Annotated in this window: 14 protein-coding genes and 1 other annotated feature; of the genes, 6 read left to right on the forward strand and 8 right to left on the reverse strand. The window is 57.2% G+C overall.

Annotated features, from left to right (window positions below):
* Positions 1 to 314: 314 nt before the first annotated feature.
* Genes AB3U87_RS08040 through AB3U87_RS08050 form a run of 3 tightly spaced genes read left to right on the forward strand, consistent with a single transcriptional unit; the run spans position 315 to position 2,715 of the window.
* Positions 315 to 977 carry a metal ABC transporter ATP-binding protein gene (locus AB3U87_RS08040; RefSeq protein ID WP_301252349.1) on the forward strand — a complete coding sequence of 221 codons (663 nt, stop codon included), beginning with the start codon at positions 315 to 317 and terminating at the stop codon, positions 975 to 977.
* A complete protein-coding gene (locus tag AB3U87_RS08045) occupies positions 974 to 1,840 on the forward strand; it encodes a metal ABC transporter permease (protein WP_394148815.1) in 867 nt (288 codons plus the stop codon). The genes AB3U87_RS08040 and AB3U87_RS08045 overlap by 4 nt, the downstream gene beginning before the upstream one ends.
* Positions 1,837 to 2,715, forward strand: a complete 879-nt coding sequence (locus AB3U87_RS08050) for a metal ABC transporter substrate-binding protein (RefSeq protein WP_301729883.1) — start codon at positions 1,837 to 1,839, stop codon at positions 2,713 to 2,715. Before AB3U87_RS08045 ends, AB3U87_RS08050 begins: the two co-directional genes overlap by 4 nt.
* A gap of 279 nt (positions 2,716 to 2,994) precedes the next feature.
* On the opposite strand, the gene ykgO is transcribed toward AB3U87_RS08050, so the two are convergent.
* The 4 genes from ykgO to AB3U87_RS08070 form a co-directional block, all read right to left on the reverse strand.
* On the reverse strand, positions 2,995 to 3,135 hold the full coding sequence (ykgO, locus tag AB3U87_RS08055; RefSeq protein WP_125288450.1) for a type B 50S ribosomal protein L36: 141 nt from the start codon (positions 3,133 to 3,135) through the stop codon (positions 2,995 to 2,997).
* A 9-nt stretch (positions 3,136 to 3,144) separates the two neighbouring features.
* The gene (locus AB3U87_RS08060) at positions 3,145 to 3,396 is read right to left on the reverse strand and encodes a type B 50S ribosomal protein L31 (RefSeq protein WP_253455026.1); all 252 of its coding nucleotides are present in this window, start codon (positions 3,394 to 3,396) and stop codon (positions 3,145 to 3,147) included.
* 468 nt (positions 3,397 to 3,864) lie between these two features.
* Positions 3,865 to 7,011: a multidrug efflux RND transporter permease subunit AcrB gene (gene acrB, locus AB3U87_RS08065; protein ID WP_253455024.1), complete on the reverse strand. Its 3,147-nt coding sequence runs from the start codon at positions 7,009 to 7,011 to the stop codon at positions 3,865 to 3,867.
* A gap of 17 nt (positions 7,012 to 7,028) precedes the next feature.
* Entirely contained in the window at positions 7,029 to 8,213 is a 1,185-nt protein-coding gene (locus tag AB3U87_RS08070) for an efflux RND transporter periplasmic adaptor subunit (protein WP_253455023.1), read from the reverse strand.
* A gap of 142 nt (positions 8,214 to 8,355) precedes the next feature.
* Here AB3U87_RS08070 and acrR point away from each other — a divergent pair, with 142 nt between their 5' ends.
* Positions 8,356 to 8,997: a multidrug efflux transporter transcriptional repressor AcrR gene (acrR, locus tag AB3U87_RS08075; protein ID WP_301252353.1), complete on the forward strand. Its 642-nt coding sequence runs from the start codon at positions 8,356 to 8,358 to the stop codon at positions 8,995 to 8,997.
* Here the strand turns inward: acrR and rsmS are convergent.
* Genes rsmS through priC form a run of 3 tightly spaced genes read right to left on the reverse strand, consistent with a single transcriptional unit; the run spans position 8,994 to position 10,003 of the window.
* The gene (rsmS, locus tag AB3U87_RS08080) at positions 8,994 to 9,158 is read right to left on the reverse strand and encodes a pleiotropic regulatory protein RsmS (protein WP_253455020.1); all 165 of its coding nucleotides are present in this window, start codon (positions 9,156 to 9,158) and stop codon (positions 8,994 to 8,996) included. The two genes, acrR and rsmS, sit on opposite strands and share 4 nt — an antisense overlap.
* 14 nt (positions 9,159 to 9,172) lie before the next feature.
* Positions 9,173 to 9,418: a GlsB/YeaQ/YmgE family stress response membrane protein gene (locus AB3U87_RS08085; protein WP_253455019.1), complete on the reverse strand. Its 246-nt coding sequence runs from the start codon at positions 9,416 to 9,418 to the stop codon at positions 9,173 to 9,175.
* Between the two features lie 51 nt (positions 9,419 to 9,469).
* On the reverse strand, positions 9,470 to 10,003 hold the full coding sequence (gene priC / locus AB3U87_RS08090; RefSeq protein ID WP_253455017.1) for a primosomal replication protein PriC: 534 nt from the start codon (positions 10,001 to 10,003) through the stop codon (positions 9,470 to 9,472).
* A 269-nt stretch (positions 10,004 to 10,272) separates the two neighbouring features.
* Between priC and apt the strand changes: the two genes are divergently transcribed.
* On the forward strand, positions 10,273 to 10,824 hold the full coding sequence (gene apt / locus AB3U87_RS08095) for an adenine phosphoribosyltransferase (RefSeq protein WP_253455016.1): 552 nt from the start codon (positions 10,273 to 10,275) through the stop codon (positions 10,822 to 10,824).
* Between the two features lie 47 nt (positions 10,825 to 10,871).
* Here the strand turns inward: apt and AB3U87_RS08100 are convergent, their stop codons facing one another.
* Positions 10,872 to 14,396, reverse strand: a complete 3,525-nt coding sequence (locus tag AB3U87_RS08100) for a hypothetical protein (RefSeq protein WP_394148816.1) — start codon at positions 14,394 to 14,396, stop codon at positions 10,872 to 10,874.
* Positions 14,397 to 14,912: 516 nt separating this feature from the next.
* Here AB3U87_RS08100 and dnaX point away from each other — a divergent pair.
* Positions 14,913 to 16,862, forward strand: coding sequence for a DNA polymerase III subunit gamma/tau (gene dnaX, locus AB3U87_RS08105; RefSeq protein ID WP_253455015.1), 1,950 nt, complete (start codon positions 14,913 to 14,915; stop codon positions 16,860 to 16,862).
* Positions 16,207 to 16,268, forward strand: a sequence feature (DnaX frameshifting element). Its footprint overlaps the gene before it by 62 nt.
* Positions 16,863 to 16,889: the final 27 nt, after the last annotated feature.

The raw sequence follows: 16,889 nt of genomic DNA on the forward strand, positions 1-16,889 counted from the left end.
TTGACTGTTAATTATTTTAGTAGAGGATCCCGCTTTCTGCGATAGAAAAACCCGATTAAGGTGAAGAAATTTTATATAACCGCATCTCTTTTTATTACTTTTTGTGGAAATAAAAAGATACATTTTAGTTCAGCGCGCTTTCCATCATCGTAATATGCTATTGTTATGTTATAACGTAACTATAGTGCTGCCATGTTAAGTTTTACTGCTTCTTCTCGTCCCACATTACTGATGCAATCAGCCCGAGCACGTTTACTTTTTGCTCTGATCGCCGTGCTGGCTTTGCTGGCGCTGAGCGGATGGGCGGTATCCCCATGATTACGCTAACAGATCTCCGGGTCGGCTATCGCGGGAGCGCCGTTACCCCGTCCCTTAACGGGACGTTCCAGCCGGGGTCAATGACCGCGCTGGTGGGGGCAAACGGCTGTGGAAAATCCACGTTGCTAAAAACCTTCGCGGGCCTGCTGCCGCCCGTAAGTGGTCAACTCAGCTGCCTGACGCAGGATACAGCATGGTTACCGCAGCAATCCGAAATTGAGAGAAATTTCCCTGTCAGCGTAGCCGATCTGGTGGCGATGGGCTGCTGGCGACGCTGCGGCTGGTTTGGGGCTATCGGTCGACCTGAAAGGCAGCGGATTATGGCGGCGCTGGAAGAGGTCAATATGGCTGAGTTCGCCGCCGCGCAGCCCGGCACGCTTTCTGGCGGACAGCTGCAGCGTGTGCTTTTTGCCAGGCTACTGGTACAGGATGCTTCGCTACTGCTGCTTGATGAACCTTTTACCGGCATCGATACGGCAACGACCAGTCTGCTGCTGGCGCTGCTGCAGGCGCGGCATCGGGCTGGCTGCACGCTGATCGTGGTGCTGCACGATATGACGATGGTTACGCGATCCTTCCCGCAGATCCTGCGGCTGGACTCCACTCAGGCGGAATGGATCACGCAATCGCCGGAACCGATCGTGTTGGAGTCAGCATGACGCTTTTACAGCCTTTTATCGAATTCGCCTTTATGCGCCGCGCGCTGGTTGCCTGCATTGCGCTTTCGCTCAGCGCCACGCCGCTGGGCGTCTTTTTGCTGCTGCGTCGCATGAGCCTGGTCGGCGACGCGCTTTCCCATGCGGTGCTGCCCGGCGCGGCTATCGGCTATTTGATTTCCGGCCTTTCGCTGGTCGCAATGGGCATTGGCGGCATTATCGCCGGGCTGTCGGTAGCGCTGCTGTCGGGCGCGGTCAGCCGCTATACGCCGCTGCGTGAAGACGCCAGTTTTGCCGGTTTTTATCTCGGCTCGCTGGCGCTGGGCGTGACGCTGGTTTCACTGCGCGGCTCCAACGTCGATCTGCTGCATGTACTGTTCGGCTCGTTGCTGGCCGTTGATAATCCCTCGCTTCTGCTGGTCAGCGCGATAGCGTCGGTGACGCTGCTGGCGCTGGCGTTGATTTATCGTCCGCTGGTGATCGATGCCTTCGACCCTGCTTTTTTACGCGCGCAGAGCCGCTGGGCTGCACCGCTGGTACACGCGCTTTTTCTGATACTGGTTGTGACCAACCTGGTGGCAGGCTTTCAGGTTCTCGGCACGCTGATGTGCGTGGGGCTGATGATGCTGCCCGCAGCGGCATCCCGCTTCTGGCGTAAAGAACTGCCCGGCATGATTGGCACCGCCATGACACTGGGGCTGATCGCCAGCTTCAGCGGTCTGTCGGCCTCATTCTACCTGGCGCTGCCTGCCGGGCCCGCCGTGGTGCTCTGTGCCGCGCTGCTGTTCTTTATCTCGATTTTAGTAGGGCCATGCGGCGGAATATTGCGCGCGCGTTTTTTTACTGTTGATAAGGAAAAAAGATGAAAAAGTTACCCCTTATGCTGGCGCTGGCCGCCCTGTGTGCCACGCCGCTGGCGATGGCGAAAACGCTGGAGACGGTAGCCAGCTTCACGGTGTTGGCCGATATCGTTAAGCAGGTCGGCGGCGAGCATGTAGAGGTAAAAAGCCTTGTCGGGCCGAATGGCGATCCGCACAGCTTTGAGCCGACGCCGCAGGACAGCCAGGCGCTGGCTAAAGCGGATGTGGTGTTCGTCAGCGGCCTGGGGCTGGAAGGCTGGATGGACCGCCTGATCTCAGCCTCGGAATACAAAGGCCATGTCGTTGTCGCTTCAGCAGGCATTACGACGCGCACTATGGAGGAGGAGGGGAAAACGGTTACCGATCCGCATGCCTGGAACAGCATGAAAAATGGCGAAATCTATGCCAGCAACGTGATGAACGCATTGATTGCTGCCGATCCGCAGGATGCAAACGACTTCCGCCAGCGCGGCGCGGCCTATATTGCCCGACTGCAAAAGCTGGACGAATGGGCCGCTGACCAGTTTGCGGCCATCCCGGCGGCGAAGCGTAAAGTGCTGACCAGCCACGATGCCTTCGGCTATTTTGGCCAGCGCTATGGCGTAACCTTTATGTCGCCAGTCGGCTTCTCTACGGAATCTGAGGCCAACGCTGCCGACGTGGCGGGACTGATTACCCAGCTGAAAAAGGAGCATATCCACAGCTACTTTATTGAAAACCAGACCGATCCTCGCCTGGTGCAGCAGATCGCTTCGGCAACCGGCGCCCGGCCCGGCGGCGAGCTCTACCCGGAAGCGCTGACGGAAAAAGGCGGTGCGGCTGATTCTCTGGAAGCGGCTTTTCGTCATAACGTAACGGCGATGCTGGCCAGCATGAAATAAAAAAGCGGGCCGATAACCGGCCCGCCTGAATAAATACTCCTGACCAGATAAAAGTAGCCTTCTTGTGGACTGCATTCCTCAGCGCTTTTTATTGCATAAGCAGCCTTCTGGCGGATCGCATTCTTCAGACGCTTTTTATGGCAAAAGCAGACTTCATGCCGGTTGCTTTTTCCCGGCATTTAATCGACAGAAATAGAGTACGTGGTGGATACGGTACCGGAAGAGAACGCGCACGATATTCTTTATGGCAAAAGCGGCTTTGATGCCGCTTGCATATCCTCAGCGCTTTTTCTTTTTGCCCTGAACCGCTTTAAAGCGCGGATTGCTTTTGCAAATCACAAAAACCCGGCCGTGACGACGCACGATCTTGCAGTCTTTATGTCGTTTTCTGGCCGAAGCCAGCGAGTTAAGCACCTGCATTTTCACTCCTTACTTACTAAAAAAGCGGCCAAAGCGCTGGTTAAAGCGGTGCGCGCTGCCTTCTTTGGCAAACTCTTTTTGTTTGCCGGTGTAGTAAGCATGGGAAGCCGAAGAGACGTCCAGCGTTACATAAGGCAGCGTTTTACCGTCCAGCTCGATTGTGCGGTCGGTTTTAATGGTAGAGCCGACGACAAAAAAGGTGTCGGCGCTGGTGTCGTGAAAAGCGACGGTGCGGTAAGCCGGATGGATTGCTTGTTTCATAAAACCCCCTGATTTTGTATGTTATAACATAACAATAATTATGCGCGCCGTGATTTTAAAATGCAAGCGTAAAGGAGGCACGCAGACCAGCAACGATAACGGAACACAGAAACAGAGAGCCCCGGAGCAGAAAAACATTGGAACAGGGGAGCAGGAGAGCAGGAGAGCAGGAGAGCAGGAGAGCAGGGGAACAGGGGAACAGGGGAACAGGGGAACAGGGGAGCAAAGGAGCAAAGGAGCAAAGGAGCAAAGGAGCAAAGGAGCAAGGGAGCAGGCGAGCAGGCGAGCAGGGGAATAAGGGAACAAGGTAGCAGGGTACGAAAACAGAGAACAAAAAAGTATGGCGGGAAGATGATTGGAAGAAGAAGACGCGTGCGCTGCCAGAGACGGTCACAAAAACAGGCATTACCGGCACCTGAAGAAAAAAGAGGCCGCAAAAGCGGCCTCTTAAAGATCAAGCGGGATGCCTTAGTGAGGACGGTCCGTATGATGCGGTTCCAGATCCTCTTTATGCTTGCTGAAGCGGCGGCGAACCACCACGAAGAACACAGGCACGAAGAAGATAGCCAGAATAGTTGCCGTTACCATACCGCCCATTACGCCGGTACCTACCGCGTTCTGCGCACCGGAGCCTGCGCCGGTACTGATGGTCAGCGGCAGTACGCCCAGGATAAAGGCCAGCGAGGTCATCAGAATAGGACGAAGACGCATACGTACCGCTTCCAGCGTCGCTTCTATCAGACCTTTGCCTTCTTTCTCCATCAAATCTTTGGCGAACTCGACGATTAGAATGGCGTTCTTCGCCGACAGCCCGATGGTGGTCAACAGGCCTACCACAAAGTACACGTCGTTGCTCAGGCCGCGCATAGTGGTGAACAGCAGGGCGCCGATAACGCCCAGCGGCACAACCAGCATAACCGAGAACGGAATCGACCAGCTCTCATACAGCGCTGCCAGACACAGGAACACGACGATCAGCGAGATAGCATAGAGCGCTGGCGCCTGGTTACCCGAGAGACGTTCCTGATAGGACATGCCCGTCCACTCGTAGCCAATGCCCTTCGGCAGCTTCGAGGCCAGCTCTTCCATCAGGTTCATGGCGTCGCCCGAACTTTTGCCTGGCGCAGCCTGACCCAGGATCTCCATAGAAGGCAGACCGTTATAGCGTTCCAGACGTGGTGAACCGTACTGCCATTTCGCGCTGGCGAAGGACGAGAACGGCACCATTTCGCCATTTGAGGCGCGCACGTACCATTTATCGATATCGCCAGGCAGCATACGAGCATCGGCTTGTCCCATCACGTAAACTTTCTTCACACGACCGCGATCGATGAAGTCATTGACGTAAGAGCCGCCCCAGGCCGCACCCAGCGTGGTGTTGATATCAGAAATAGACACGCCCAGCGCTTCCGCTTTCTCCTGGTCGATAGTCAGCTTGTACTGCGGCGTATCTTCCAGACCGTTTGGACGCATACCTACCAGCGTATCCGGATGCTGGGCAGCCATGCCGAGCAGCTGGTTACGGGCATTGGTCAGGGCTTCATGGCCCAGGTTGCCCTGGTCAATCAGCTCAAAGTCAAAGCCGGTGGCGTTACCGAGTTCGATAATCGCCGGCAGGTTAAACGGGATCACCATCGCATCTTTGATGGCGCCGAAAGCCTGCATGGCACGACCGGCAATGCCTTCCACTTTGTTTTCCGACCCGCTGCGCTCGTCCCACGGCTTCAGGCTGACGAAGGCGATACCGGTGTTCTGGCCGCGTCCTGCAAAACCGAAGCCGTTAACGGTAAACACCGAACGCACGTTATCCTTCTCTTTGGTCAGGAAGTAGTCCGTTACCTGGTCCAGCACCTTCTGCGTACGGCCCTGAGTCGCGCCGGCAGGCAGCGAAGCCTGAGCCAGCAGCAGCCCCTGATCCTCTTCCGGCAGGAAGGCGCTTGGCAGCTTCACGAACATATAAGCCATGCCGACCACAATCACCAGATAGATCAGCAGATAGCGGCCGGTGCTGCGAATGATATGGCCAACGCTGTCGGTATAGTGGTTGGTACTTTTGTCGAACATGCGGTTAAACCAGCCGAAAAAGCCGGTGGTTTTACCGTGGTCGCCTTTCTTGATCGGCTTGAGTAACGTTGCGCACAGCGCAGGCGTCAGGATCAGCGCTACGATAACCGACAGCACCATCGCGGAAACGATCGTGATGGAGAACTGGCGATAGATAACGCCGGTAGAGCCGCCGAAGAAGGCCATCGGAATAAATACTGCCGAAAGCACCAGCGCAATACCGACCAGCGCGCCCTGGATCTGCCCCATGGACTTGCGGGTAGCCTCTTTAGGCGGCAGACCTTCTTCCGCCATCACGCGTTCGACGTTCTCCACCACCACGATGGCGTCATCCACCAGCAGGCCGATGGCGAGCACCATCCCGAACATCGTTAGCGTGTTTATCGAATAGCCGAAGGCGCTGATAATGGCAAAGGTCCCCAACAATACGACCGGCACAGCGATCGTCGGGATCAGCGTGGCGCGGAAGTTCTGCAGGAACAGATACATGACGATAAAGACCAGCACGATCGCTTCGATCAGGGTTTTTACCACCTCCATGATGGAGATTTTAACGAACGGCGTAGTGTCGTACGGATAAACCACTTTCAGGCCGGCCGGGAAGAACGGTTCCAGCTTGCCCAGCTCCGCTTTGACCGCTGCCGCCGTGTCCAGCGCGTTAGCGCCGGTAGCCAGTTTGATACCGATACCGGAGGCCGGTTTGCCGTTATAACGCGCGACAACCTCGTAGTTTTCACCGCCCAGCTCGATTTTCGCCACGTCTTTTAACAGCACGCGAGAACCATCCGTGTTGACTTTCAACAGGATTTTGCCGAACTCGTCGGTAGAGGTCAGACGGGTCTGCGCAATGATAGAGGCGTTAAGCTGCTGGCCCGGCACCGGCGGCGAACCGCCAAGCTGACCGGCGGCCACCTGGGCATTCTGCGCGGTGATAGCGCTGATGACGTCAACCGGCGTCAGCTGATAGTTATTCAGCTTGTGCGGGTCCATCCAGATACGCATCGCATACTGAGCACCAAATATCTGGGTATCGCCTACGCCGGTAGTACGGCTGATAGGATCCTTGATATTTGACGCCACGTAGTCCGCAATATCATTCTGCGTCATGGTGCCGTCTTCGTTGACGAAACCTGCCACCATCAGGAAGCTGCTGGAGGATTTTTGTACCTGGATACCCTGCTGCTGAACTTCCTGCGGCAGTAGCGGCGTGGCCAGCTGCAGTTTGTTCTGCACCTGAACCTGCGCGATATCCGGATCGGTACCTGACTCAAAGGTTAGGGTCAGCTGCAGCGTGCCCGATGAATCGCTGTTTGACGACATATACATCAGGCCGTCAATCCCGTTCATGTTCTGCTCGATAACCTGCGTTACCGAGTCCTGCAGCGTTTTAGCATCGGCACCCGGATAGGTGGCGCGAATCTGTACGGCCGGTGGCGCAACATTAGGATATTGCTCAATCGGCAGTTTTAGAATCGACAGCACGCCCACCAGCATAATAATGATGGCGATGACCCATGCGAAGATGGGGCGATCGATAAAGAACTTAGCCATGTATCAGCGGCTCCTGTTTAAGACTTCGGTTGGTCAGACTGCGTTTTGGTCACGTCGTCTGCACTCACTTCCTGCGGAGTCACAGTGGCGCCCGCTTTGGCTCGCTGTACACCGGTGGTGATGACACGGTCGCCCTCTTTCAGACCTGCCGTAACCAGCCACTTGTCGCCAACTGCCTGTTCCGTGGTCAAATTACGGGATTCCACTTTATTGTCCGCGCCCACGACCATTGCCGTAGCCTGGCCGGTTGGCGTGCGGGTAACGGCCTGCTGCGGCACTAACAGCGCGGAAGGATTGGTGCCTTCTTCCAGGCGAGCGCGCACAAACATACCGGGCAGCAGCGAATGATCCGGATTAGGGAACACGGCGCGCAGCGTAATGGAACCGGTCGTTTCGTCCACCGTCACATCGGAGAATTCCAATGTTCCGCTTTGCGCGAATTCGCTACCATCCGGTAATAACAGTTTCACTTTTGCCTTACCGTCGGCCTGCTGCAGCTTGCCAGAGTTCAGCTCCTGACGCAGACGCATGAAATCTTCGCTCGATTGCGTGACGTCGACGTAAATAGGATCAAGCTGCTGAACTGTGGCGAGAGCAGTGGTCTGGCCGCTCTGAACCAGCGCGCCTTCGGTCACGGCAGATTTACCAATGCGACCGCTGATAGGCGAAATCACTTTGGTGTAGGCCAGATTGATGCGGGCAGTCTCTACGCTGGCTTTTGCCACCTGTACGGCTGCGGCGGTCTGGCTCTGCGTCGATACGGCGTTATCGTAGTCCTGCTGACTGATATATTTGGTACCCATCAGCGGCTTATAGCGTTTAACGGTCAGCGCGGCGATTTGCGCGTTGGCCTGAGCCTGAGCTAAATCCCCTTTCGCACTGTCGTAGGTCGCCTGATAAGGCGCCGGGTCAATCTGATAAAGTGACTGACCGGCTTTTACATCGCTGCCTTCCACAAAATTACGCTTGAGAATGATGCCCGAAACCTGAGGGCGAACTTCTGCAACACGGAACGAGGAAGTACGACCCGGAAGATCGGTCGTAATGGTTAGCGGTGCGCTTTTCAGGGTAAGTACGCCCACTTCCGGCGCTTTTTGCTGACCGCCCTGTTGTGCGTCTTTGTTATCACATCCCGTTAGCACCAGGCTGCCTGAAAGCATCAGAACGGCCGCCAGAGGCGTTAACCCCCTGTTTTTGTTCATAAATAAACCTCGAGTGTCCGATATCGATTGTTCAATGGATCACAAAATCCATAAACCCATTGCTGCGTTTAAATTATGGTCGTGCTATGGTACATACATTCGCAAATGTATGTAAGTGCACCCTGGTTGTTAACATCCCCCTATGGCACGAAAAACCAAACAGCAGGCGTTAGAAACACGAAATCATATCCTTGACGCAGCTATCGCCAGGTTTTCCGAGCATGGTGTAGCGAAAACTTCTCTGGCCGACATCGCCGCCGCTGCCGGCGTAACGCGTGGCGCAATTTACTGGCACTTCAAAAACAAAACCGATTTGCTCAATGAAATATGGGCGCAGTCCGAGACCGGACTGGAGAATATAGAGCTTGAGTATCAATTAAAATACCCATCCGATCCACTCTCTGTTTTACGCGCCATGCTGACTTATGTCCTTGAAGCTACGGTAAGGGATACGCGCAGGCGGGCATTGATGGAAATTATCTTTCATAAATGCGAATTTGTCGGCGAAATGACCACGTTGCAAATGATGCAGCAAACGTTATATCTGGAATGTTACGACAAAATTGAAGATGTATTGCGGCAGTGCATGACGCAGCAGCAGCTGCCGGGCGAGCTGGATACGCGGCGAACGGCCGTGGTCATGCGCGGCTATATAACCGGTATTATGGAAAACTGGCTGTTTATGCCGGAAAGCTTCGATCTGGCTTCGGATGCGCCGCAGCTGGTAGAGGTGCTGCTTGATACCGTCATGCACAGCCCGGCGCTCCGCAAGGCCGCCTGCTAGGGAAGGGCGCCTGGATTTTCGCCGCGCGCCTTTTTCTCAAAATCTCGTTGCACGATAGCTAAAGCAGCCAGTACCGTTTGCGGCGCGATCTGGTTCTCCTCAAGCAGCATAATCAAATCAACAGCCAGCTTTACTTCTTCTGGCGCGCTTTCCAGCGACATATTCTTCTCCCGATTTAAATACGGAGTTTTTTAGCAACCAATACCATCAGCAGTGCGCCAGCCAGCGCAATCAGCTGCGCTCTGGGTTCCGCTACGGCCAGGCTGCCATAATTAAAAAAGACCCCGATATAGCCGCCGACCAGCGAGCCGATGATGGCCAGCGCCAGCGTCGCTATCAGGCCGCCGGGGCGGCCAGGAAAGACATAGCGGGTAACGAATCCTACCGATAGCCCGATGATTATCCAGGAGAGAAGTCCCATTTGCGATCTCCAGTCAGCTTTTTCAAAAAGTATAGCAACGCCGCTGCGTACTCATTGTCGGTCGCGGTTTTCAATCGCGCGCTCGATTTTTTTTAATGCCAGCAGACAACGCTGTAGCCGCCCCTCCAGCGCCGCGATTTCCTGCTGCAGCTTCCGCTGCTGCGCCAGCGTTTCCTGATGAGCAAGCTGGCTTTCCCGATCGGCGACCATCGCGCGCAGGCGGCGCTCGTAATCCTGATGTTTCGCCAGCTTCTCGTAAAGATTCTCCGGCTCTGGCTCCGGTCTGGTTTCGCTGTTGCGCAGCTTTAGCGTAGCCAGCTCGCGCTGTAGCGCGCTTATCTGCAGCACCACGCGTTCGGCCATCCAGGCAACGCGCTCCGTGCGGTGGCCGTTTACGCTTTGCCTGAGTAAGGCCATACTTTGCCGCGCTTCCTGTAGATAGTCGGCAAGCCGCGTACCGTGGCAGTGAAACAGCTGGCTGTCAAAACGCGCTTTCGCGGTGCGTTGGTTAGCGTGAGGCGCAATGGTCTGCGCCAGTTCTTCCAGCTTTGCTTCCAGCTGCTCAAGCAAATGGGCGCTTTTCATTTTTCTCTCTCCCCTGGTGAGCCGCGCCTATAATACGCTTAATTTGATCGATCTGTGCGCTGGTCTGCTTTTTCCTGAGCGACTCAGGTTGATTAAGGGCAACAAATACGTGGATTTTGCTTCCGACGGTTGCAATTGTCGGACGATTTGCATAGATTTGGTCGTTTTCGTGCGTGGCTTCCCCCGGACACTCCCGTCTTGCTCTGCGACTTCCTCGCCAGAGCAACGAAGCTGCGCGAGTCAGATTTGTATTTACCAGGCATAACACTATGACCGCGACTGCGCAGCAGCTTGAATTTCTTAAAAACAGTATCAAAAGCATTGAGGATTATCCTAAGCCAGGCATTCTGTTCCGTGACGTCACCAGCCTGCTGGAAGATCCAAAAGCCTATGCACTCAGCATTGAACTGTTGGTTGAACGCTATCGTGATGCAGGTATTACTAAAGTTGTAGGTACCGAAGCGCGCGGCTTCCTGTTTGGCGCGCCGGTGGCTCTGGCACTTGGCGTAGGCTTTGTACCCGTACGCAAGCCGGGCAAGCTGCCGCGTAAAACCTTCGCTGAAACCTACGAGCTGGAATACGGCACGGACTGTCTGGAACTGCATTGCGATGCCATCGGACCGGGCGACAAAGTGCTGGTGGTAGACGATCTGCTGGCTACGGGCGGCACGATTGAAGCGACCGTCAAACTGATCCGTCGCGCAGGCGGCGAGGTAAAAGACGCGGCGTTTATCATCAATCTGTTTGATTTGAGTGGCGAAGCGCGCCTGAAGGCGATGGGGCTGGAGTGCTTCAGCCTGGTGAACTTCCCCGGTCACTAAGCCGTTGTAGAAAAAAAGAAGGCTGGCGCTTGCCAGCCTTTTTTTATTTAAAATTTTATGTTGAAGGAGGCCGAAACCGCCTGAGCAGTTTCGTGCGACGATTTTTGCAGGTCGTAATGCAACCCATAGGTCAGATCGCCTTTTTGCAGCACCGCGCCCGTGCTGAAGCTGAAAGCCGAACCGTCGGCAAGCCGGGACTCGCTCCAGCCCGTGCCGCTAACGTCGGCCATGCTGACGCGGGTACCGTGAGTGGTATCGCCGGTGGTGGCGATAAATGAAAGATCCACTCTGGGCTTCAGCGTATAGCCCGATTCGTACTGAAATTCGCGAGCCAGGCTGACTCCCAGCGGCACCGACCAGAGCGAGGCCGAAGCGGCAGCGTTATTGAACAAGGATTTACCGCTGCTTTTCGCCGTAAAGCTATTGGTTTTCAGCCGGGTGTAGCGCAGGCCGATATGCGGTATCACATCCAGATATTCCAGGTTGAACAGATACTCCGCCGTCAGCCCGGCGCTTATGATGGTTGATTTCGCTTCGCCTGAGAGGGTTGGGTAGCCCGCAGCCGGAAGCGACATCTTCATATCATGGCTCACCCGCGAGTAGTCTACGTCAGCCACCAGATCCCAGTTATTGTTCAACCAGCTGCCGTACAGGGAGCCGCCCCAGAAATCCAGGTCGTTTTTCACCGGATAGAGATTGCCGCTTGTCTTGCTTTTTCCCCGGCCGGTATGCAGTGCGACGCCGGTTTTCAGGATCGCGCCCTGTTGCGTAATCAACGTATCTTCAGCGCCGATAAAAGCGCCGCCCATACTGGTTTTACTTTTACTGTCAAAACCGCCAGCGCTATAGCCTTTCAGACGGGCGTTATCGTAGAACAGCGATGTCCACAGATTAAAGCCTTCTTCCGGCGGCGTACCGTCAAAAAGATGTTCGCTTTGGGAAAGATGGCGGGCGAGGGCGCGGGTCGCGGCAGACATCGTCTGATAGCTGGCGCCTGCAACGTTAGCCACGGAGGCGAAGTTAATGGCGGATTCCACCAGGCGTGCAGCGGTCGCGGCATCGCTGACGTAGCGCACGTCCATCGTTTGTGAAAGGAACTGCTGAGCAGCATTGTCGGAAGCCGTGTTTACCCCAACTTCAGCAGTCATCGCCTTAAGCAGCTTTACCGAGCCGGCAGAGAGCTTCGGCAAGGCAGCGCTGTAATCGGCATTGCCGAGCGTAAGCAGCGTTCCTTCTGCATCGGTCGATGAGGTCGCCATTATCAGACGGCTGGTGGTATTAATGTTCGCCTGCTGCCAGCCGGGCGTCGTCAGGGGGTTTGCTCCTGTTGCTATCGTAAAACTTTCACCGGCGGCTACGCCATCATCCGTCAGCACCAGCAGGCTGGCTTTATTGTCAATCTGCGCATTGCCCAGCGCCAGCGCGACTTTGCCGGAGTCTATGTAGGATCGGGCATGGATCACCGTTAGCGAAGAGGATCCTAATCCCTGCGTTGCCTCATCGCCGCCGATCCGCCAGGCGAGCTCGTTGCTGGCGAAATCGATCGTGCCGTCGCCGCTCAGGATCAGCTTGCCGTTCCAGCTTGTTTGCAGCGCTTGCTGAAGCTGCGCCACGCTTTCCTGCCAGTGATGCGCGTTCAGCTCCGTAGAGCCAAAAACGATCGAGCCGTCGCCGCTGACGGTCAGCGTTCCCTGCGTCGCCTCCAGCGTTTTACTGGTAAAGGTACCGCCGCTGACGATCAGGCTGCCGTTGTTCAGTTCCGTATTATTGACCCGGAAAGTCCCGCCGCTTTGCAAATAGCGCCCGTCTGCCGTTGAGGCGACGCCGGTCAGCGCGTTCCAGACCGTGGCGGTGCCGATAGCCAGCGTGCCGGCGGTAAAGGTGCCGCCGCGCAGTTCCAGCTGGCCCGTGCCGCCAGCGCCAGCTGTCTGCGCCCAGGCGCTGCTATTTAATACGCCGTTGTGGCTGCCGCTGGCCCCGCCGAGCTGAACGGTTGTACCGATTTGGCCGCTGCCGCTGGTGAAGATGGCGATACCGTTGCCGCCGTTACCCGCTTTGCCGCCGTTGCCCGAGCGACCTTTGGCACCGTTGTTGCTGCCGCCATCGCCCGCATCGCCTCCCTGGCCGCCCAGCTGTAGCGTGCCGCCGTTGTTGAGCGTACCGCTGTTAAACCACAGCGTACCGGCCGCGCCGTTGGAAGCATTGCCGCCACTACCGGCGGCGACGCTGCCCTGTAACGCACCGCCGTTGCCGCCGCTGCCGCCGTCGCCGCCAAGAGAGATGCCGGAGGTCACGGTCAGCGTGCTGCCTTCCACCGTCAGCGTGCCGGTGCCGGCCTGTCCGGCGTTGCCGCCCAAACCGCCCTGGCCGCCAGCTGCGCCTTTTCCGGCTGCCGCAACGCTATCCGCCGCGCCTGCCTGGCCGTTGCTGCCGCTGTTGCCGCCGTTAGCGCCTTTCCCACCGTTAGCGCCAACCTTCAGCGCCTGCGCGTTTACGGTGCTGTTGTTAAGCAACAGCCTGCCTTCGCCACCGTTGCCGCCGTTAGCGCCGCGCCCGCCGTTTCCGCCTTTAGCGCCGCCGCCGCCGTTGCCGCTGTCGCCCGTTTCGCCTGTGACGTTGGTTTCGATATAGGGATCGGCAGTGTGTCCCGCATCGCCGCCGTTGCCGCCGTTTGCGCCATCGCCGCCGTCCGATCCGTCACCGGCTGCGCCGCCGACGGCCAGCGTACTTCTGACCGTTACCGTAGTGCCGTTGAGGGTCAATACGCCGCTGCCGCCGTTACCGCCATCGGCTCCGTTGCCGCCGCTGCCGCCTTTGCCGCCCGCGCCACCGCTGCCGCCGTTGCCCGGCATCCCACCGGCAGCCTGCAAACCGGGGACGCCCGCCTCGCCGCCGCTTTTTCCGGCACCGCCGCCGCCGCCGGGCTGACCGTTTCCTCCCGCACTGGCGGCGCCGCCATCACCGCCGACGGCCAGAACCGTGCTGGTAAAAGCGCTTTGATTAATAGTCAGCGTGCCGTTTCCGCCTGCCGCCGCGACGCCGCCGCTGCCGCCGTTCGCGCCATGACCGCCGCTGCCGCCGTCGCCACCGTTACCGCCATCGCCGCCCATGCCTGCATTACCGCCGCTGCCGCCGTTTCCGCCTTTTCCTGCCGCGCCGCCGCCGGCACCGGCTGAGGCTTCGCCCGCCAGACCGCCATGGCCGCCGCCGCCGCCAATTTGCAGTATGCCCAGCTGTCCTTTCACATTATGCAATGAGCCAGTCGCGTCGGAGCCTCTGGTGCCGATCGCGCCGTCGACGCCCGGCGTGCCGTTGGCGCCGTTGCTGCCCGACACGCCGTTGCTGCCGCTGCTGCCGTTGCCGTTTCCCGCCGCGTTAGCACCGTTGCCGCCGTTGCCGCCGGTGCCTGCTTCACCCGGCAGGCTGGCGGTGCTGCCGCTGCCGCCATCGCCGCCCTGGGCGCCGACGGTAATATTATCTTCCGCCTGGGCAGAATGAATAAAAACGGTGCCGGGCGAGATAAAGATCGCCAGCGCGTTAAAAGCGCCGAGCCATCTTTTTTTATTCTGCATACCCGGATTTTCAGGATGAAATGTCCTTTTCTTATTTTCCATTTTACCAGTCCATTAGTTTTATTTGACAAGGATTGTATAAATTTTTCTTATAAAATCGCTTATTTTCAATTGGTTAAATATAATGTAATTTGATTCACTCTTAAATAACTCCAGCTCCTCCAGCTATTGTTTAATAAAGCTATTTTTTAGGGCGTCGTTATTAAATACGTTAATTTTTGGAGGGTAAATCTGTTTTGTCATTTTAGGAAAATTGACTGATTTTCGGGTTGTGCGGTTTTCTGGCTGCAACAGGTAATTTTCTGCCCAACTTCACGCTATTCTTTTTTTATCATTATCTGAACGGCGTTTTTACTGGTGCTGGCCACAAGCGGATTTAGCCGCTGGTTTTACGCAAAGTGATAGGAATGACCCAGGCCGTACTGGTACACTGTAGCGGCAATCAGCAACGAGGCTAAAACACGGGTTAACGGTGTTTAGATGAATTATTCTCTATAAATCAATGATGAATCACGAATGAGCTACCAGGTACTGGCCCGCAAGTGGCGTCCCCAGGCGTTCAGTGATGTCGTCGGTCAGGAGCACGTGCTGACCGCGCTGGCGAACGGCCTGTCGCTTGGCCGCATCCATCACGCTTATCTTTTTTCCGGCACCAGGGGCGTGGGAAAAACCACTATTGCCCGTCTTCTGGCAAAAGGCCTTAACTGTGAAACCGGCATTACCGCTACGCCCTGTGGAAAATGCGATAACTGTCGCGAAATCGAACAGGGCCGCTTTGTCGACTTAATTGAGATCGACGCCGCCTCGCGCACCAAGGTCGAGGATACCCGCGATCTGCTGGATAACGTGCAGTACGCGCCCGCGCGCGGCCGCTTTAAAGTTTATCTGATCGATGAAGTGCATATGCTTTCGCGGCACAGCTTTAACGCGCTGTTGAAAACGCTGGAAGAGCCGCCCGAGCACGTGAAGTTTTTGCTTGCTACTACCGATCCGCAAAAGCTGCCGGTCACTATTTTATCGCGCTGCCTGCAATTCCATCTGAAGGCGCTGGACGTTGGCCAGATCCGTGGCCAGCTTGAGCACGTGCTGGAAGCGGAGCAGATCGCCTCCGAAGCGCGCGCGTTACAGCTGTTGGCAAGAGCCGCCGATGGCAGTATGCGCGACGCGTTAAGCCTGACCGACCAGGCTATCGCCATGGGGCAGGGGCAGATCACCACGGCGACGGTCAGCACTATGCTTGGCACGCTGGACGACGAGCAGCCGCTGGCGCTGATCGAAGCGCTGGTGAACGCCGAAGGCGAGCAGGTCATGTCTTTGCTGGACCAGGCCGCTTCACGCGGCGTCGAGTGGGAAGCGCTGCTGGTAGAAATGCTGACGTTGCTGCACCGCGTGGCGATGATACAGCTGCTGCCCTCCGCGCTGGGCGAAGAGTTCGCCACTGCCGAGCAGCGCCTGCGCGAGCTGGCGCGCGTTCTGCCGCCTGCCGACGTACAGCTTTATTATCAAACGCTGCTGGTCGGCCGCAAAGAGCTGCCGCTGGCACCCGATCGCCGCATGGGCGTAGAGATGGCGCTGCTGCGCGCGCTGGCTTTTCATCCTAAACAGGTGATTGCAGAGCCGGTCGCGCGTCCTGCGATGGTGCCGCAGGCTCAGCCTTCAGCGCCGGGCCAACAGGAAACGATCCCGTCGCCGTCCGCAGCGCAGAGCCAGCCGCCGGCAGGCCCGGCGCCGACGCATACCGTGCAGGCCAGCGCGCCGCTGCCTGATACCACCAGCCAGCTGTTGCAGGCGCGAACGCAATTGATGCGCCAGCAGGGAGCGACCAAACTAAAAAAGAGTGAGCCGGCAGCGCCCAATGCGCGGCCGGCAGGCTCGGCGCTGGAGCGGCTGGCTGCCGCGACCGAGCGTGGTCAGAAGCGGCAAAGCGCCGTTATCGCAACTGAACCGGTAAAGCCGGAGGCCTATCGCTGGAAAGCGCAAACCGTCGAGGCGAAGCCAGAACCGGTGGCCACGCCCAAAGCCTTGCGCACGGCGTTAGAACATGAGAAAACCCCGGAGCTGATGGCGAAGCTGACCACGGAATCGCAGCAGCGCGACGCCTGGGCGGCGGAAATCGCCGGGCTGACGCTGCCGAAGCTGGTGCAGCAGCTGGCGCTGAACGCCTGGAAAGAGCAGACGGCAGACGGGATCTGTCTGCACCTGCGTTCCAGCCAGCGTCACCTGAACTCGCCGTCGGCGCAGAAAGCGCTGAGCGAGGCGCTGAGCGCGGCGGCAGGCAAGCCGGTTGAACTGACGCTGATTGAAGACGATAATCCGACGGTGCTGACGCCGCTGGAGTGGCGACAAAAAATCTACGAAGAGAAACTGGCGCAGGCGCGTCAGTCAATTATCGCGGATAATCATATTCAGACGCTGTGTCGCTTTTTTGATGCGGACGTGGATGAAGAGAGTATTCGCCCCCTTTGAAACGCTGTTCCCGTGCTGCGGCATGAG

It is taken from the genome of Erwinia plantamica (genome assembly GCF_043420595.1).
Lineage (GTDB): Bacteria > Pseudomonadota > Gammaproteobacteria > Enterobacterales > Enterobacteriaceae > Erwinia > Erwinia aeris.